Origin of the sequence: Neoalteromonas flava, assembly GCF_002807685.1 — a bacterium.
GTDB classification, from domain to species: domain Bacteria; phylum Pseudomonadota; class Gammaproteobacteria; order Enterobacterales; family Alteromonadaceae; genus Alteromonas_E; species Alteromonas_E flava.
In genome coordinates, this window is the sequence record NZ_PEAX01000009.1 from 16,105 (window position 1) to 34,391 (window position 18,287).

An 18,287-nucleotide genomic window follows, 5' to 3' on the forward strand; every position below is an offset into this window, starting at 1 on the left:
TCGCTATCGTTCAAGCCCATAAAAAATGCTTGATTTAAGCCTTGGTAGTTACTTTAGATCGGTGTTAGCAAACTAGAAATGCGACCATGGTCGTAGGCTTAAATAATCTGCAGACACTGTGATAAAGTGTCATTTGTAAACAAACTGTTAGGAAATTAAATGGTTTTCGGCTGGACCACGCTGGCAATTCTTTACCTCTTTGGGTTGTTTTTAATTGCGCGTTGGGGGGATAAAAATTCGCCCACTGCTCGCTGGCTAACATCGCATCCCGCGATTTATTCATTGGCGCTAGCGATTTATTGTACGGCATGGACATTTTTTGGCGCGGTGGGCCAGGCCAGTCGGGATAATTGGATGTATCTGCCAATATTACTCGGCCCTGTTTTAGTCTATGCGCTGGGTTACCGCTTTATCTATAAACTCATCGTTGTCAGCAAGAAACAACACATAACCACTATCGCCGACTTTATTGCCTCGCGCTATGGTAAACGACAGGCAGTAGCGTTGATGGTGACAGTTATCGCACTGCTGGCAACCATTCCGTATATCGCATTGCAGCTGCAAGCCATTGGCACCACTTTTTTACTGTTGACCGACTATCGCGATCCTGACCATATTGTCCTGTTGGCCACAGGCTTTATCGCTGTTTTCGCGATTTTCTTTGGCACCAAAAATACCGACGTGACCGAGTATCGCAGAGGCTTGATGCTGGCCATTGCATTTGAATCCAGCATCAAATTACTAGCCCTCGTGCTCATTGGCTTTGTGGCCTATTTTACGCTTATCAATACGCCAGACGTACACATTATAGAAACGCTATTTGCTGGCCAAGCTACTGCCACATTCTCATCCTTTACCTTCTGGGCGCAAACGCTAATGGCAGCGGCCGCGGTAATTTGTTTGCCGCGCCAGTTCCATGTGGCAATTATCGACAATTTAAGCCTTAGCCATTTAAAAACCGCGCGCTGGCTGTTCCCCCTTTACTTACTCATTATGGCCGCCGTGATCCCAATTATTGCATTAGCTGGCACTCACATGTTCGCCAACACCAACCTTGCACCTGATGCCTACGTACTGAGTATTGCCATGGACAATGGCTCGTTGATCTTGCAAGCATTAGTGTTTCTTGGCGGACTTTCAGCAGCAACGGCAATGATCATTGTTGCCACGCTAACCCTAAGCACCATGTTGACCAATGACATTGTCTTGCCACGTATTTTTGCCACCAACGAGCCACAGCAAAACCTCGATTACAGCCGCAAGATCCGTTTTATCCGGCGGATTATTATTGGCTTGATCCTTTTGTTATCACTGGCTTATCACCAGCAAATGGCGGGCAGTAGATCATTGTCATCCATTGGGTTGATTGCGTTTTCGTTGGTGATCCAACTGCTTCCGCCGATTTTAGGCGGCCTGTATTGGAAACGCGGACATGCGCATGGGGTCTATGCTGGGCTATTAGTAGGTTTGATGTGTTGGGTATTGTGGCTAGTAATGCCCATCGTCAATAACGAATTTGATCAATTGCATCAAAACGAACTGTTGAGTCAAGGCGCAATTATCAGTCTTATGGCCAATGCCATTGCGTATATCCTATTCTCCTTGTGGGCCCCTACCCGCCTGATTGACCGGATCCAAGCAGAAGCCTTCGTATCTCCGACAGATGTGCGAAGTGGTGTTAGCCGCAACCAAAATAGTAATGTCAAAGTTGAAGATTTACTGACTTTATTAACTACGTTTATGGGCGAAGGTCGCTGTAAGCAATTGGTGGGTGAGTTCAATCGCTCAAGTCCTTCACCCGTGCAAGCCCATGAACAACCGAGTCCCGAGTTTGTCAGCTTTTGTGAACGCGCTTTAGGCGGCGTGATCGGCGCTTCCAGTGCGCGGGTGTTAACCGAGAGTGTAACCCGCGGCAAGAAACTCGACTTTACCGAGGTCATCAACTTCTTTGACGACACCACGCAAGCCATGCAATACAACATGACAGCATTGATCACTTCGCTGGAGAATATCGACCAAGGGATCAGTGTAGTGGACAAACAGCTTAAGCTGGTGGCGTGGAACAAACGCTACAGCGATATGTTTGACTATCCCGACGGCATGCTTGAAGTCGGCACACCAGTAGCTAACCTGGTGCGCTACAACGCCGAGCAAGGCAATTGTGGTCCGGGAGACATCGAAGAAGAAGTGGATAAGCGAATGCAGCATCTGCGCGCCGGCCAGCAACATAAATTTACCCGTCACCGTAAAGATGGCAAGGTCATAGAAATGATTGGTAATCCGTTACCGGGTGGAGGCTTTGTTACGACGTTTAATGACATCACCGGTTACGTTGAAATCCAGCAAGCGCTGGAAGAATCGAACATCGATCTAGAGCAACGAGTGCGCAAGCGTACTGAGGAAGTTCACTCGATTAATGCAGAATTACGCCTTGAAATTCAACGCCGCTCGGATGCTGAAAAAGAACTGATCCGCGCCCGCCAAGTAGCCGAAGAAGCCAATGCCAGTAAAACCCGTTTTCTCGCCTTGGCCAGTCACGATGTATTGCAGCCATTAAATGCCGCCAAACTATATGTCTCTGCGCTGCAGGAACATGCGCTTGAAGACAACGCGAAAACTTTAGTAAGCAAACTGAATCAATCCGTGAATGCCAGTGAACACTTGATCGGCACATTACTGGATATCGCCAGACTTGACCAAGGCGATCTAAAACCCAGCATTGAAGCAGTGGATATTCAACAACTACTCGGGCCTTTACTGGATCAAACCTCGCTCAAAGCCAGTGAAAAAGGGCTCACTTTTAGGGCGCGTATTCGGCCCTGCTGGGTTATGGCGGATAAAACCTATTTGTACCGTATTGTGCAGAACTTACTGTCAAATGCAGTGAAATACACGCAAAACGGCAAGGTTTTGTTAACTGTGAGAAGCTTTGGTAAACAGGTCATTGTGCGCGTGTACGATACCGGAATGGGTATATCAGAAGACCAGCAGCTATTAATATTCAGTGATTTTTATCGCACCACTAATCATAGTGAAAGTGGCGTAGGTCTTGGCCTGAGTGTAGTGCGTCGTCTCAGCGCTCAGATGAACTGTAATGTAAATGTACACTCGACGTTACATCAGGGTAGTGTATTTGAATTACGCCTTGAGCAAACCGTTGGTAAAACCATTGATACTCCCCGCAAAACTGCAGCGAATGCGTCATTTTCTGACCTGCGCGTGTTGTGTGTGGATGATCAGCAGGAGAATCTTGATGCCTTGAAGGTGCTACTTGAACGCTGGGGCGTGCATGTGGAAACCGCAAACAACAGCGTATCAGCGATTGAAGTGACCCGTGAGTTTAATCCACAAATTGTGTTAATGGACTATCAACTAAGTAGTGAAGAAGACGGACTCACACTGATTGAAACCTTGCGCCACGAGTCGAATACTGTCTTTCCAGCTTGCCTTATCACCGCCGTCCGTGAGCAAGCATTGATAGACGAATGTAAGGCCCATGGCGTGCACTACATGAACAAGCCGGTGAAACCAGCAAAACTGCGCGCCCTGCTGCAATCGATGACACGTTATATAGAAGAGGCAGGTGTAGTAGAAAAAGCAGCAACAAACACCAAAACGCAAGAAAGTTAAAGCAAACGTGGTCTTATCAAAAAGCGCATTATTAATTGTTCCAAGTGGGCGACTTAAGTATTGTTTTTGCTTTCCCAATCTTTTGCACTTAGCATGATAAGGTCACACACGGGATCTTTGACTTCACAATAAGCATCTCTGTTATTTTGGGTATATTTAGCTAATGAATGTTTTAATCGAGCGTATGCTAAAGCCGTTTCGGTGTGACATTTGAGGTAATCCCTAAACAAAAGCGCATATTTAAAGTTCTTCGCTCCAACTCTTCTAAAATGAATATTCGCTTTAAAACTCCATTTGTCATTTCTACCTTTTAAATAGATCTTTTTCCATTCATTTTCATCTGTCTCATTCGGAGGCAAATGGTCGACACTAAGGTACGCTGCTGGAAAACCAAAAACTTTGAGCTTTGAATTAATTTGATCGCACTGTTCTTCCGATATTTCGTTCACTCCAATCTGAATATCTATCCTATCTTTTGAAGGCATATTGAGAATAGAAGTAGAGCCTATATGCTCGATACTAACAGCAGTTTTTCCTAATGAGAGTTCAAGAAGTGATTTGGCTGAGTTGAATTGTTCTTGCCAACTTTTTTGATACGGAATGATTTCTATTTTGTCACGATTCATTTGAAGGCTTTACACTTATATCAATTGAGGCAGGTTCGATCACAGCACTATAAACGTTTTGCCGCTCTATTGGGAATGGGTAGTAGGCACAAAAAGACCACTAGCAGCCCGCCATCCAGACAGATAGCATGGGTAGTTTCAATCCACAAATAATACCGTGACATGCGTTTTAATATCAGTTGACACTATGCGTTAGTAAGTAGCTTTCAACTTTCTTATCTAGTGCTCTATATGAAGGTAAGAGCGTGTTCCGTAAAAAGTCAGAATATCCTTCTCCATATGCTTTCTGAGCTGCTAGTCCACTTCTTAGTTTCCCGAGCTCTATTTCTGATTCAATAAGGAGAGTCTCATTGGTTCTATCAATATAATGATGTCTTGTGTTTCGAAGAATCGCATCGTGATAGGCATCACTGAGATAGGCGTACACGTCGTTTCTATTATTTGAATAATCAAATAATTTCGTAATATCGCGGACCAAGTCATTATCTAGAAGATTGACAAGTTGACCATTTTCCAACATCAGTTTGTACACTGACTTGTTTGGGAAAAAAGTTGGTGTATCGAGGATATCCAGCTTTTGATTGATTCGTGTCACATTATCAATATTCACTGGAGATTCTAAGAGAGCCTCTATCATTTTCTCCAAGATGGATGACATAGCATCTCTTTTGGTTAATATAATCGACAGCTGCTCTATATCGTCCTTTAGGTCTTGGTGCAGAAACATCAATGATTGATTGGCACTTATTCTATCTGTTCGCTGGGTGTCCCACTGACCTATAACGACTGCTAAGTAAACGCCAATCAAAACCACGAATATATCGAGAATGAAAGCGCTCCAGTTCTGATTCCTTATGTGTTGGGCGTAACGGCGGATAATCATGTAGCGCAGCTCACTTTATTGAAAATGAGAGGATAGCATATGAAATCGAATAACATCATCCATAACCTCTCTCCAAGCAACCCACTTGTGCCCGCCGTCAAAGACTAGATACTCATGGGGTTTATTGTGTTCGAGAAGGTATTTATGGAAATGTTCATTGCTGTTTTTGATTGACTTACTTTCCTCACTTCCCCAGGCGAGTAAAAGCGGCAAATCGACGAGATCGGGTCGCTTAATCCAGCTTATGTAAGGGTCTAAATCTTTGGGCACGTGGGAGCTTTCGCTTTCGATATCACCCCAAATCCGCTCTGTTGGAAGTAACCACATCATGATTGTCCTGCCTAAACTCGACTCGCCAGGATAACGTTTGCTAATAATTGGACCGCTTAGTGCCGCGACACTACCAAAGGTTTGTTTTTCATAGTAGGCAAATCGCAGTGCGCCGTGGGCTCCCATTGAGATACCTGTAACAAAACAGGCATCAGGACAGGGAAGTGTATTGTAGGTCTCTGCAACGTAGGGCATTAGATCTTTTACTACCCAATCGCGATAAAGGTGACTTCCATCGTGCCAGTTTTCCCAAAAACCCAATTCGCCGTCTGGTGAAAGTACGATAACACGGGGGAGATTTCTTTCACTAGCCTCCTTATCTAAATGCTGCCCGACCTTGTATTTATCAAAAGTCTGGTGATTATCACGAGCGCCGTGCAGTAATAGCATTAGCGGAAGTGATTCATCAGGTGACCAGTCGGGAGGCGTATAAACGGAATACGACATCACCCGCCCCATCGACGGGCTGTATAATTCTCCGTGCTTGCTGTGTAGTTCGATAGGTTGGCTGGCACAGCCGTATAGACTAATAATCCCAAAGTAAAAAAGAGCGCGCGTTACGCCTAAAAAACCTATATTCATAATGGAGATCGCTTCCGTAATGTTACGTTTTATACACTCGCAGAGAATTTTAGAAGGAACTGCGGATGAACTTTTCGTCGCATAGACCAGGGCACATGAATAACCAAGTTTAGTACAGAAACAAAAAGACTCAGAGAAACATAGTGCTACTCTGAGTCTTACGATTATTTTTCACTGGCCTGTTTTTAAAACGACGTGCTTAGCCATAGTCTAAAAGTATGGTCATTGGCGCTATTCGAAACGCCCGCCAAATAACCGAGTTTATACTTGATACCTTCTACTTTACCGCTATACGCTGGCCCAATCGAATGCTCTTGATCGTCAAACGAGCCCATATCACTGACTTTGCCAAACTCGTTGAACATTTCTACTCCAACACTATCGCCACTGGTCAGCTTATACATTGCGCTAGCGCGCGTTTCCAAGGTAGTTCCACCGCTCGCAGTGCCACCAAAGTCCCAACCGCCAATCACAATACCTCGCACGCGCCATTTTTCCGATACCTGCCATTGATTGGTCCAGTTAATCGCAAACTTTTCCGGGCGACTGCCTTTGCGGGTACGAATATCAAAGCGTAAACCACTATCCCAATTATCTGCACCCGATTTTTTAAAATGCCATAACAACTCAGCGCGCAGATAATCATACTCAAAGGACTCATTAACATCGCGAAACTGTACGATAACCCGACCACGAAAATCCTCATTAAATGCCTGTTGATAATGAAAGCGGTGCGCCCAACCATCGGGATCGCCATCTTCACCTGGGGTGAACCCTAAGCGATACATGGCTGACTTATCATTCGGATTGATCGCCGGCCCGTGCACTCCCGACGTGTTAGTCGCGTGCGCAGCATTACTGACCATGATCAGCGCGGCTAACCCGGCTAAACAACGTTTAAACATCATACAAGAAGTTCCTTAACTACTAACTCAGAGGAAATATACGCGGAGTATGCCAAATCGGCTTAAAATTGCTATAGGAGTATATCTGAAAGTTTCTACGACTAAGCGTAAGTCATTCGTACGCTTAGTGAATGCTGGCAGGAGGCTCTAACTCTAGTTGTGAAGCGATCAATACGGCTTGCGTGCGATTGTTGATCCCGAGCTTCTTAAATATCGCGGTCACATGGGCTTTAACGGTGGCTTCAGCAATATCCAAGTTGTAACCAATTTGCTTATTCAACAAGCCATCGCGCATATAACAAAGCACCTTATATTGCGAAGGCGTTAAGCTGGCTACTTGATCAGCCAACTTTGAAAAACTTTCATCAACGGCTTCAATCTTGTCGCTGACATTCTCAGGTAACCAAACTTCACCATCCAAAATAGCACTGACCGCCGCTGCAATATCAGCACTGCTGGCGGTCTTGGGAATAAAGCCCAAGGCGCCAACGCCGACGATTTTAGAAATGATTACAGTATCTTCGGTACCAGACACCACTGCCACTGGCACGTCAGGAAAAAGTTTGCGTACGTGGAGTAACCCAAACAGGTCCTGACTACCCGGCATGTGGAGATCTAACAACAAGAGGTCGATCTCATTGTTTTCTAACACCTCAACCGTCTGCGCCAGATCTGACGCTTCAAGCAGGGTCATCTCAGATAACGAGGCTGCCAATGCGCCCTTTAATGCATCACGATAAAGTGGATGATCATCAGCAATCAGTATCGTTATCATGCGATTCCTTGTTATTTATTTAAGCGCTCCGCGATGAGTGTATCAACAACCGACGGGTCAGCCAATGTTGATGTGTCGCCCAACTGATCATGCTCATTTGCAGCGATTTTACGTAAGATCCTACGCATAATTTTACCTGAGCGCGTTTTCGGAAGTCCGTGTGACCACTGGATCTTATCCGGTGTCGCGATTGGACTAAGTTCCTTACGCACCCACGCACGCAATTCTGTAGTGAGTTCGTCGTTAACCTCGACACCTTCATTCGGGGTCACATACACGTAGATGCCCTGCCCTTTAATGTCATGAGGATAACCCACTACTGCCGCCTCGGCGACATCATGGTGTGCGACCAATGCACTTTCAATTTCTGCGGTACCGAGGCGATGGCCGGATACGTTAAGTACGTCATCAACACGCCCAGTGATCCAATAGTAACCATCAGCATCACGGCGCGCGCCGTCGCCGGTAAAGTAAACCCCGTTGTAAGTACTGAAATAGGTTTCAATGAAACGCTTATGATCGCCATACACGGTGCGTGCTTGAGACGGCCAGCTGTCCTTGACCACTAAATTACCTTCAGCAGCCTCAGCCAATTCATTCCCATCCGCATCAAATAACGCCGGCTGAATACCAAATAGCGGGCGACTCGCCGAGCCCGGTTTTAATGCAGTAGCCCCCGGTAGTGGCGAAATCATCACCCCACCTGTTTCAGTTTGCCACCAAGTATCAACAATCGGGCACTCATCGCTGCCAAATACGCGGTGGTACCATTCCCATGCTTCAGGGTTAATAGGCTCACCGACCGAACCTAAGATTTTCAACGATGAGATATCACAACCTTCGGCTGGCGTATCGCCGTGAGCCATCAGAGCACGGATGGCCGTCGGTGCGGTATATAACTGATTAACCTTGTACTTTTCGACGACTTGGGCGATCCGCTTCACACTGGGGTAGGTGGGCACACCTTCAAAGAACACTTGCGTAACAGCATTCACCAGCGGCCCATAAATCATATAACTGTGGCCAGTGATCCAACCTACATCGGCCGTACACCAATAGATGTCGTCAGGGTGATAGTCAAAAACATATTTAAACGTCAATGCCGTATACAGTAGATACCCGCCCGTGGTGTGTAACACGCCTTTCGGCTTACCCGTCGACCCTGAAGTGTAGAGTATAAACAACGGATCTTCCGCATTCATGACCTCAGGCTCGCACTGCGCAGAACACGAATCTGTCAATTCGGTCCAATCAACGTCCAGCTCATTCCAGCTAATATCGCCGCCAGTGACTTTATACACCAACACTGCACTTATTGAAGGGCAAGCGCCATTGGCCAATGCTTGGTCAACATTGGCTTTTAATGGCACGCTTTTGCCACTGCGGCGTCCTTCATCACAGGTGATCACAACCTTGGCTTCACTGTCATTAATGCGGTCAGCGATAGCATTTGGTGAGAAACCACCAAATATCACCGAGTGCACGGCACCGATGCGAGCGCAAGCCAGCATCGCATAGGCCGCTTGTGGCACCATTGGCATATATAACGCAACGCGATCGCCTTTGCCTACGCCAAGCTTTTTCAAGCCATTCGCGAGCTTACACACTTCATAGTGGAGTTGCTGATAGGTAATAGTTTCTGCTTTCCCTGGCTCATCACCTTCCCATAGGATGGCGGTTTTTGTGGCATTGTCGGCAAGATGGCGATCAATACAGTTATAACTGGCATTCAACTCACCATCCTCAAACCACTTAATTGAGACATTGTCAGGCGCAAAAGACGTATTTTTGATCAGCGTCGGAGCCTTAAACCATTCTAGAATCGATGTCTGCTCAGCCCAAAATGACTCAGGATCATCAATTGAACGCTGATACATTTCCAAGTACTGCTCATCGGTCATCAAGGTTTTGTCTTTTATTGCACTTGGAACCGGATAAGTTTTGACTTCCATACGCTGCCTCCAGCAGTTGAATTAGGTAAATGCGATCACAGCGGGACTGTATTGCTCGCTAAAAAATGTGTTCTAACTGTAGCGATTCTGAACAAAACCAAAATTCGACTTTGGTCTTACCGCGGTTGCTTGCTGCGCTAAGAACATTACTAAATAACGCCAGTGAAAATCAACCTAAGCATATGATCTGCATCAATATACGACTTTAGTCTAATAGACGAAGGGCTTATTTGCATTTTTCCGTTTTTGCGCAAAATAGAGTGCATGTTAACGCAATTTTTACATTGATTTAACTTTAAACAGATACTTGCATAGGACACTATTATGAATGCTACGCTCAAGAAAACTGCAGCTATTGTCGCCTTCGCCTGCGCTGGCTTTAGCACCGTCACTCAGGCCGCTACTATTGGTAGTACTGATGTCAAATTCTCCGGCTATATCAAAGTTGACGCTATTGCGAGCAACTACAGTGAAGGCTCGCTGGCAACCGGTAACCTCAATCGTGATTTCTATGTGCCTGCATTGATCCCTGTAACCGGCAACGATGAGGGTGCACAGCTGGATATCCATGCACGTCAGTCGCGCTTTCGCTTCACAACCAACACGGCCACGGAAGAGGGCGATACGATTACCGGTGTTTTAGAATTTGATATGCTAGCCACACCGAATGGTAACGACCGGATCAGTAGCTCTTGGACGCCACGCATTCGCCATGCCTTTGTAAAATATAAGAATTGGACCATTGGTCAAACCTGGTCAACCTTTATGGATGTGGGCGCGCTCCCTGAAAGCTTAGACTTCATCGGCACCACCGACGGTACTATCTTCGATCGCCAAGCCTTGGTGCGGTATACCAACGGTGCATGGGAATTCTCCGCAGAGAATCCGGAAACCACCATCACCCCATTTGGTGGCGGAGCTCGAATTGTCGCAGATGACAATATCCTGCCGGATATGGTCGCGCGCTATACTTTTAAGCAGGATTGGGGTTACATCAAAGTAGCTGGCTTGTTCCGTCAATTGTCGTATGACGATGGTGTAAGTATTGATGAAGACGAAACCAGTATCGGCATTAGCGTGTCAGGTAAAGTGATGCTCGGGAACGGTGACGATATTCGCTTCTCGGTGAGCACTGGCGGTGGTCTCGGACGCTATATTGGCTTAAACACTGCAAACGGTGCTGTGATCAACGCGGCTGGTGAACTTGAAGCGATTGACTCTACAGGCTATACCATTGCCTACCGTCATAGCTGGAACGAGCAAACCCGTTCTAACTTTATGTTCTCTGCACTGGATGTCGATAACGATACGAATTTAACCGGTATGAGTGTCACTGAGTCCACATACAGTGCACGGGCAAACCTGCTTTATTCACCCACCAAAGCGATCACTGTTGGGGCTGAATATGCGTTTGCTAAACGCGAAACTGAGGGCGGACTTGAGGGTGATATGAATCGTCTGCAGCTATCAGCCAAGTATGCGTTCTAAACCTTATAATTAGCTTTTAATCGACACGTTAAGCCGAACAACTCTGTTCGGCTTTTTTATTTCGGTCTTGGCTGGAACTGTTACAACGTAATCTGAACATAAGCCGCCGCTGCGCGTGAGTTAGCATTGTGTAGCCTAGCGAAAACAGCCTCCAAGCACCTATTTGCGGTAGTCGCGTAAAGGTAAATAAGATGTGCTTCAACTCTTACTAGTTGCTAAGAAAAATGATGGACAATGGCAACACAAAGAAAACACCAAGCAAATAACTTACGCCATAGAGTTTCTGCTCTGCCACCTTGTGGGATAACTTAAAGCTCAATTTAAATGGGAGCTCACGAAGCAACTTGATACCAAAAATCAGTGCCACCGCACTGACATTATACAGTAGGTGCACTAATGCGATTTGCAGTGCTAAGCCTGCATTTGGCCCGGTGATAGCCAGTGCCGCGATCAACGCGGTGATACAGGTGCCGATGTTTGCACCCAAAGTAAATGGATAGATATCCCGCGCAGAGAGCACCCCATTGCCCACTAAAGGCACCATCAGCGACGTAGTGGTTGATGAACTTTGGACTAAAACAGTCACAACTGTACCTGAGGCGATACCGCTGATCGGACCGCGCCCGATGCTGCGGTTAAGTATATCACGCGCTTTTCCCACCATTAGCGACTTCATAATGCGCCCCATCAGAGTAATGGAAAGCACAATTAACGCGATACCCAGCATAATCTTGATGATCCCCGGATAATATCCCGGCAGATCCGCAAGCATTGCCCCAATACCATCGATGACGGGAGAAGTGACGGCCTTGATTGGATTGAATCCAGTAACATCAGCAGTAGCCCCAGCTGCAAACAATGAAACCAATGCTTCACTGGTACTTTGCAAATAGCCAAACATTAACTCTAGCGGCAAAAATATTAAGACCGCAAAGATATTAAAAAAGTCGTGGATAGTAGCGGCATTGAACGCACGCTGGAACTCTTGTTTATTAGCAATGTGACCTAAACTTACAATCGTATTGGTGATGCTGGTACCAATATTGGCCCCCATGACCATAGGGATCGCGATACTTATGGGTAATCCGCCTGCTACCATGGCTACGATGATTGAGGTGACCGTGCTGGAGGACTGAATTAATGCTGTTCCCACCATACCGATAATGAGGCCCATTATCGGATTAGAGGCAAAAGCAAACAACTCTTTCGCCTGATCGGCTGTGGCGAGCTTAAACCCACTTCCAATCAAGCCAACCGCGGTTAGCATCAACCAAACGAGCACGCATAACCATAGCCAACGACGCAACCGCTGTGCACCTGATAACGGTGGAATGGTGACTACGGGTAACTCGTCACTGAGCACACTTTTGGGGGTAGAGTGGGTCATCATTGTCTGCTCTCGTCGGGCATGGTCGGTTCAATAGCACCAGTTTAATGCCGCTACATGACCGTTTTGTTACCAGTAAAAAACAGCCGCGATCTTGCCATAGGATCGCACGTTTAAAAATCGAATATTTCTAACCGCACCATCAAGATTAAACGAACAATAAGACTCTCTAAAATGGGCTTGGATAGCGTGCCAGAACGGCTTGAATTGCCAGTAGATCAGTGTCGGTTAGTGTTAGCGAAAAAGCGGCAATATTCTCCTGCAACTGAGCTTCAGTAGTCGCACCAATGATCGTTGATGTTACCCCATCCACTTGACGACACCATGCCAGGGCCATCTGGCTTGGCGTCATACCGAGCTCATTCGCCAAGTTAACATAAGCCTGGATCGCCTCGCGTGACTGCGCTGTATCGCGAAACAGTCCTTGCCGCTGTACCATAGTCCAGCGACTGCCCGCCGGGCGCTCTGCATTTAAGTATTTGCCGGAAAGCGCACCACCGGCCAACGGCGACCAAGGTAAGTAAGCAATATCTTCAAATACGCAATGCTCAATCAGATACGGCCAATCTTTGCTGTGCAACAAACTGAATTCATTTTGAATTGACACCGGACGGGGCACGCCCATTTCTGCGCACAACGACAGGTAAGTCGCAATGCCCCATGGGGTATCATCTGACAATCCCCAATGACGGATCTTACCGGCTTTAATTGCGTCTCCCAAGGCCACTACGATGCCGCGCATACGCTCCTTTTCGCTGGCAACATCGGTTTGCGATGCTTTGACCTGATTCGGCCAATGTTTACCAAAGTGCGGTGAGGTGCGATTGGGCCAGTGGAGTTGATACACATCGATGTAGTCGGTATTTAAGCGTTGTAACGATTGCGCTAATGCTATCTCAATGCTGTGCGCTGAAATCATGCTTGCATCGCGCAGGTAAGCAAACCCAGGACCGGCAATTTTAGTCATGATAACTAGATCCTTGCGCCGCTCAGGGTAGCGCGAAAGCCAATTGCCAATGATCCGTTCAGTATCACCTTGAGTTTGTTCATTGGGTGGGACGGGATACATTTCCGCGGTATCAATAAAATTAATGCCAGCATCTAAACTCAGCTGGATCTGCGCGTCTGCATCCGCCTGCGTATTTTGAATACCCCAAGTCATCGAACCTAAGCATACTTCTGAGACTGATAATCCGCTGCTACCGAGTTGATTAAAACGCATAATTCCTCACAATCTGTTTCTGCCATTTAAGCAATGGCAGCATATTTAGATACCCATGTTAATAGTGCGAATCCTATTTTTTCTCTCTTCGGTGTCGATAAAAATAGTGAAGCAGTTGCCTCGCTCTGTCGCAAAGGAGAAGGATTTTGACGCTGCTGAGCGTCTTTATTCGGTCTCAGCAATTAGATAGTTGTTTCGACCCCGTTGCTTAACTTTGTACATGGTGCTATCGGCTTGTTGCAATAAGCTATCCAACGTAGTGCCGTGCTGCGGTGCACAAACAATACCGATACTCGCGCCGACTTCACAAGTAATCGTTTCACTGATCGACATGGGAGAGGAAATATCTTGCAACAGCAAGTGGGCCAGTGACTTTATTTCTGCCTCATTATATCTAGAATGCTTGAAGCCTATGACAAATTCATCGCCCCCCCAACGCACACAAACATCCATATTCATATTAAAGTGACGGCGCAAGCGACGTGCGACTAGCACAAGGACTTCATCACCGACATCGTGCCCGTATGTATCGTTAATAGGCTTGAAGCGGTCCAAATCAATCATCATAAGCACAAAGGTTGCGTCATGATCGAGCGCTGAGTCCAATAATCCTTCCAACGCCGCTTCACCAGAACGGCGGTTTTGTAGTTGTGTGAGTGAATCGTGGTCAGCCTCAAAGCGCGTTTCTTGCTCACGCTGGATGCGATCAGTAACATCATAGGCAATCATTTCGATAAGAATGTCATTCCCTAACCGGCGCTTTGCACGTTGCTCACTTAATTTAGCAAACAAGCAGTGTAACCATCGACGCTGCCCTTCACTCTCATATTCAAGGTCCATACTGACTTGGCTGAAAGGCTCGCGCGAGCGCATTTGTTCTAGGGTTGTCGCCACGTGCGGACTATCGGAAAATAACGTTGTCACATCCACACCATCGCAGGATTGATTGAACAGATTTTGCATAGCAGGGTTAAGTGTAAAGAACTGATTATTGTGATCAATCAGGCCTATACCTGCACTGGCCTGCTCGAAGATCAGTCGAAAACGTTGCTCAAGTGTTTGCGTGCGCTCGCGCAAAATACGCTCGGTTTGCAGGTTTTGCTTCAACGCAATCATCAAGGCATTAATACCGCTCACCAGCACACCAATTTCATCGCGCCGACGATAACCGATATCAATAGTTTGCATGGTCTCAGGCACATTAGGGTCGACTTTGGTAAAACCCAAGGTCAAATTTTTAATTGGCCGTGTTAAGCGACGATGAACCAATAGCGAGACAAAAATAGCGATTAAAAAACTAAGAAAAATGAGTGTCGATGCATTTTGTAAGCTGAATGCTTGCGCCTGCTCTTCTATGTAGCTGCGATTCGGGAACACGGTTAATTCGCCGACCACTTCGTCGCCCGCAAAAGGGTGGACCAAGGGGATGGAAATACGCTGGCTGGCTTGTGTTAAGTCGCCTGCTTGAATAGCCATGGCTTCAAAATTCACAATAGATGCGGCACTGATGATATTGTTTGAAACTAAACCATTGACGATTTCTAAGGCTAGATCATCGTCTTCTAAGTAAGCGGCGATGGCACTAGTTTTTGTCGCGCTATTCGCTAGCTGATTCACCAATTCCGTGTTTAATTGAGTTTGCTGACTTAAGTTATAAAAATAGGTAACCCCTGCAGTAACAAGTGACGACAGCAGTGCCACAATGCCAATAGCAAAGGCAACGCGGAGATAGAGTTTTTGACTTTTTGGCAGCACACAATTCGCTTAAAAAACCGTTGATACACCTAAGTGTATAACATTCAGAGTTTGAGGTTGCGAAAAGGTTGCTAGAGCGTCATTACCCCAAAGCCCGCTACCGAACTCCTTGATCCGCACATGATCAGCTTGAAACTTAAGCGCCCATGCATCCGCAAAATCCCAGCGCAAACCAACCGTTAAGGTGGTTTGATCAACGTATGCATCAGTTGTAGCGCCGTCTCCCAGTGTGGCTAACGCATTAATGGTGAATGCGAGTTCTGCAGGTATATTCGGTGGCAATTGAGGCGCATTGATACGCGTAACGGGATCATCTGGGCGATAGCCGGAAACTGATACATACGGGAGGAAGCGGTCAAAATAACGACCAATTGAAAGGTAACCAAACGTCGCGGCTGGATACAGTGTCCAATCAGAATTAAAGTACGCGGCCTCAGCTTGTACTTGCCAGGTAAAGTCGTCGTACTTAAGCCCAAGCGAAGTATAAGATACCCGGTCACCATCAGGATCAATCCCATCAATAACGGAACTTGCCTCTGGCCACAAGACCTCAGGTACAAAGTCGAATGCATCTCTAAACTCTTCAAAGCCAACGAATTCAAAATTGTCAGTCTCACCAACTGCGTGCGCTATCTTTAGTAGCCAGTACCCTTTTTGAAACTCAACAATAGTGGCCACGGCATCTTTGAAATCGACACGCAGGCGGCCACTGTCACCATTCAAACGGGCTTGAGTTTCACCCACTAGCATTCCCGCCTTCATAAAACCACCTAACACATCGAAGGAATAATAAACATCGATCCCCTCAATGCTGGCGATAATCGACGATGCGGAATAAAAATCAATAGGTGGCCTCGCCCATGGATAGGCATAACCCACTTGCCGGTAGTCAGATAACATAAATAAATTGCTATCCATGCGGCCAACACGAATGGCAAGGTTACGATCCACGTTGTAACGCACAAAAGCTTTTTCGATGTAATTGGAAAATGCAGTATCCGCACGGTCTTGAATAACAATTTGCCCTACAGCTTCCCAATGGTCGTTGAATTCAACGTTAACTTGGCCACCGAGCACTGAATCAGCGGGAAAACTCACGCCGTCGTGGACCGCATTGATAAGGGTATTTCTGTACGCCAACTCATTATGACCTTCATACGTCAGACCAAGCGTAGCAAATCCCGAAAAGGACATTTCGGCAGCGACTGACAAGCGCGAGGCTGTGAGTAAGAATAAACTGATGCCTATGAGTCCGGCTGTTATCCTAAACTTTACCGGACGAATATTATTCAAACTGATAGACAATTTTCATCTCCGGAGTTACAAGTGAACGATCAACGTACGCTAAACTATCGGTTTTATTGACCAACAGCTCAACGACTTCTGCAGCGTCAGAGGTTTCAACTGGCGGCTTCGCCCGCCCTGAGAACAACAAACGCGACCAGTAAGATTTTATTTTGCGCTCATCCTGATTAACCAACAATTTGTAAAACTGTTGTTTGGTATTTGAGTTTTCTGGGAAATCGATAGGTTTAACTGGATCACCATTCGGAAACCGCACATAGCGGCCCATATAAATATCAATGACTTCTTTTTTGGATAATTCTGCGATGTTACTGTTTTTATTCACCACCACCACTAAGCTACTCGCATGCACTTGCCCGACAAAACCGAGCAAACATACGCTTATAAGCATACAACTCCGGATTAAACGAACGCTCATATGAGTACAAAATTTCATTAAACGTGGCTGGTAAACAACGATAGACATTGGCTCTAATAGTAACTCAGCTCGGTAAAACTTGCCAGAAATCCCATAGTTTTATAAGTGTTAGGATACAAGCCTTCAGATTATTTTTAATAATTAAAACAGCGACCTATAGAACAGCAAAGCGTGTAAGTGGTCAGTGCGCCTATTCACTTTCCCGAGCCGCTGTAAATACTTCCCTTTAGGCTTAAGCGCCGTCTCCCCGCCCTCCGAACTAGAATCACGTGATAGTTGGGCTGTACACCATTGCTAGCCGTTGCATTGGGGAGTGAGTTTATCAGCAAACTGTTGGAGCCATGGATGGCGACATCAAGCGTATATGGACGTATTCACCGCGGGTTTGCTGGGAAATTCGCTTCCCTATGCAAAAAGCGGGAATCAAAGAACCAAAGCCTGACTCTCCGTTGCCCGCTCTCCCGGCCAGTGCGCCTATTCATTTTCCCGAGCCGCCGTAGATACTTCCCTGTAGGCTTGCTCGCTGGCTCCCTGCCAGCGACACTCGGGAACCTGAACAGTCACCCCGGCCTCCGAGCTGAAATTGCGGAAATAGTTCAGCTGCACACCAACGCTAGCCGCTGTGTAGATAGGGGTATGTAAGCAGAAACTGTCACCAGCAAGGATGCCGGTGCTCAAGCTTACAAGGGTGAAGGCCGTCTCGAGACGAGCACTGCTCGGCTAGGCCTGAACGACACGCCAAGGACGGCGTGGCTGGGCGTAGTACCATGGATGGGTTCACACGATGGATGCCGATAGTACTCGACCTGCGCAATAGGCGAAAATCGAAGAAAGAAAGTTCACTGCTCGATGGGTTTGGAGATCCCTGCGTGCGCAGGAATGACAGTAACACGTGCAATAAAAAAGGCCGCTAATGCGGCCTTCTTCAATTTCTAGTGTTATCTAGAGTTGAACAATTAGTCCAAAATCTTAGATACAACACCCGCACCTACTGTACGGCCACCTTCACGGATTGCGAAGCGTAAACCT

14 protein-coding genes are annotated in these 18,287 nt (G+C 46.6%); 2 read left to right on the top strand and 12 right to left on the bottom strand.

Annotated elements, in window-relative coordinates:
• Positions 1 to 159 precede the first annotated feature (159 nt).
• Complete coding sequence (locus CSH92_RS16555) at positions 160 to 3,630, top strand: PAS domain-containing hybrid sensor histidine kinase/response regulator (RefSeq protein WP_100658761.1); 3,471 nt, start codon at positions 160 to 162, stop codon at positions 3,628 to 3,630.
• Between the two features lie 53 nt (positions 3,631 to 3,683).
• Here the strand turns inward: CSH92_RS16555 and CSH92_RS16560 are convergent, their stop codons facing one another.
• From CSH92_RS16560 to acs, 6 genes are all read right to left on the bottom strand, one after another.
• Positions 3,684 to 4,256 carry a GrpB family protein gene (locus CSH92_RS16560; protein ID WP_100658762.1) on the bottom strand — a complete coding sequence of 191 codons (573 nt, stop codon included), beginning with the start codon at positions 4,254 to 4,256 and terminating at the stop codon, positions 3,684 to 3,686.
• Between the two features lie 175 nt (positions 4,257 to 4,431).
• Entirely contained in the window at positions 4,432 to 5,139 is a 708-nt protein-coding gene (locus CSH92_RS16565; RefSeq protein WP_100658763.1) for a DUF6090 family protein, read from the bottom strand.
• Positions 5,140 to 5,154: 15 nt separating this feature from the next.
• A complete protein-coding gene (locus CSH92_RS16570; protein WP_205662197.1) occupies positions 5,155 to 6,051 on the bottom strand; it encodes an alpha/beta hydrolase in 897 nt (298 codons plus the stop codon).
• Positions 6,052 to 6,236: 185 nt separating this feature from the next.
• A complete protein-coding gene (locus CSH92_RS16575) occupies positions 6,237 to 6,959 on the bottom strand; it encodes a hypothetical protein (RefSeq protein ID WP_240612853.1) in 723 nt (240 codons plus the stop codon).
• Positions 6,960 to 7,080: 121 nt separating this feature from the next.
• Positions 7,081 to 7,731, bottom strand: a complete 651-nt coding sequence (locus CSH92_RS16580) for a response regulator transcription factor (RefSeq protein ID WP_100658764.1) — start codon at positions 7,729 to 7,731, stop codon at positions 7,081 to 7,083.
• An 11-nt stretch (positions 7,732 to 7,742) separates the two neighbouring features.
• Entirely contained in the window at positions 7,743 to 9,683 is a 1,941-nt protein-coding gene (gene acs, locus CSH92_RS16585) for an acetate--CoA ligase (protein WP_100658765.1), read from the bottom strand.
• A 324-nt stretch (positions 9,684 to 10,007) separates the two neighbouring features.
• Between acs and CSH92_RS16590 the strand changes: the two genes are divergently transcribed.
• Positions 10,008 to 11,171 (top strand): DcaP family trimeric outer membrane transporter, encoded by a 1,164-nt coding sequence (locus CSH92_RS16590; protein ID WP_100658766.1) that lies wholly within the window; start codon positions 10,008 to 10,010, stop codon positions 11,169 to 11,171.
• 208 nt (positions 11,172 to 11,379) lie between these two features.
• On the opposite strand, the gene CSH92_RS16595 is transcribed toward CSH92_RS16590, so the two are convergent.
• From CSH92_RS16595 to CSH92_RS16620, 6 genes are all read right to left on the bottom strand, one after another.
• Positions 11,380 to 12,561: a Na/Pi symporter gene (locus CSH92_RS16595; RefSeq protein WP_420807517.1), complete on the bottom strand. Its 1,182-nt coding sequence runs from the start codon at positions 12,559 to 12,561 to the stop codon at positions 11,380 to 11,382.
• 166 nt (positions 12,562 to 12,727) lie between these two features.
• Positions 12,728 to 13,780 carry an aldo/keto reductase gene (locus CSH92_RS16600; protein ID WP_100658768.1) on the bottom strand — a complete coding sequence of 351 codons (1,053 nt, stop codon included), beginning with the start codon at positions 13,778 to 13,780 and terminating at the stop codon, positions 12,728 to 12,730.
• A 165-nt stretch (positions 13,781 to 13,945) separates the two neighbouring features.
• Positions 13,946 to 15,535, bottom strand: a complete 1,590-nt coding sequence (locus CSH92_RS16605; protein WP_100658769.1) for a sensor domain-containing diguanylate cyclase — start codon at positions 15,533 to 15,535, stop codon at positions 13,946 to 13,948.
• A 9-nt stretch (positions 15,536 to 15,544) separates the two neighbouring features.
• Entirely contained in the window at positions 15,545 to 16,840 is a 1,296-nt protein-coding gene (locus tag CSH92_RS16610; protein ID WP_100658770.1) for a hypothetical protein, read from the bottom strand.
• Positions 16,821 to 17,231, bottom strand: a complete 411-nt coding sequence (locus CSH92_RS16615; RefSeq protein ID WP_100658771.1) for a type 2 periplasmic-binding domain-containing protein — start codon at positions 17,229 to 17,231, stop codon at positions 16,821 to 16,823. The genes CSH92_RS16610 and CSH92_RS16615 overlap by 20 nt, the downstream gene beginning before the upstream one ends.
• Positions 17,232 to 18,214: 983 nt before the next feature.
• The coding region (locus tag CSH92_RS16620) for an EF-Tu C-terminal domain-related protein (RefSeq protein ID WP_164084782.1) at positions 18,215 to 18,287 on the bottom strand (73 nt) is incomplete at its 5' end.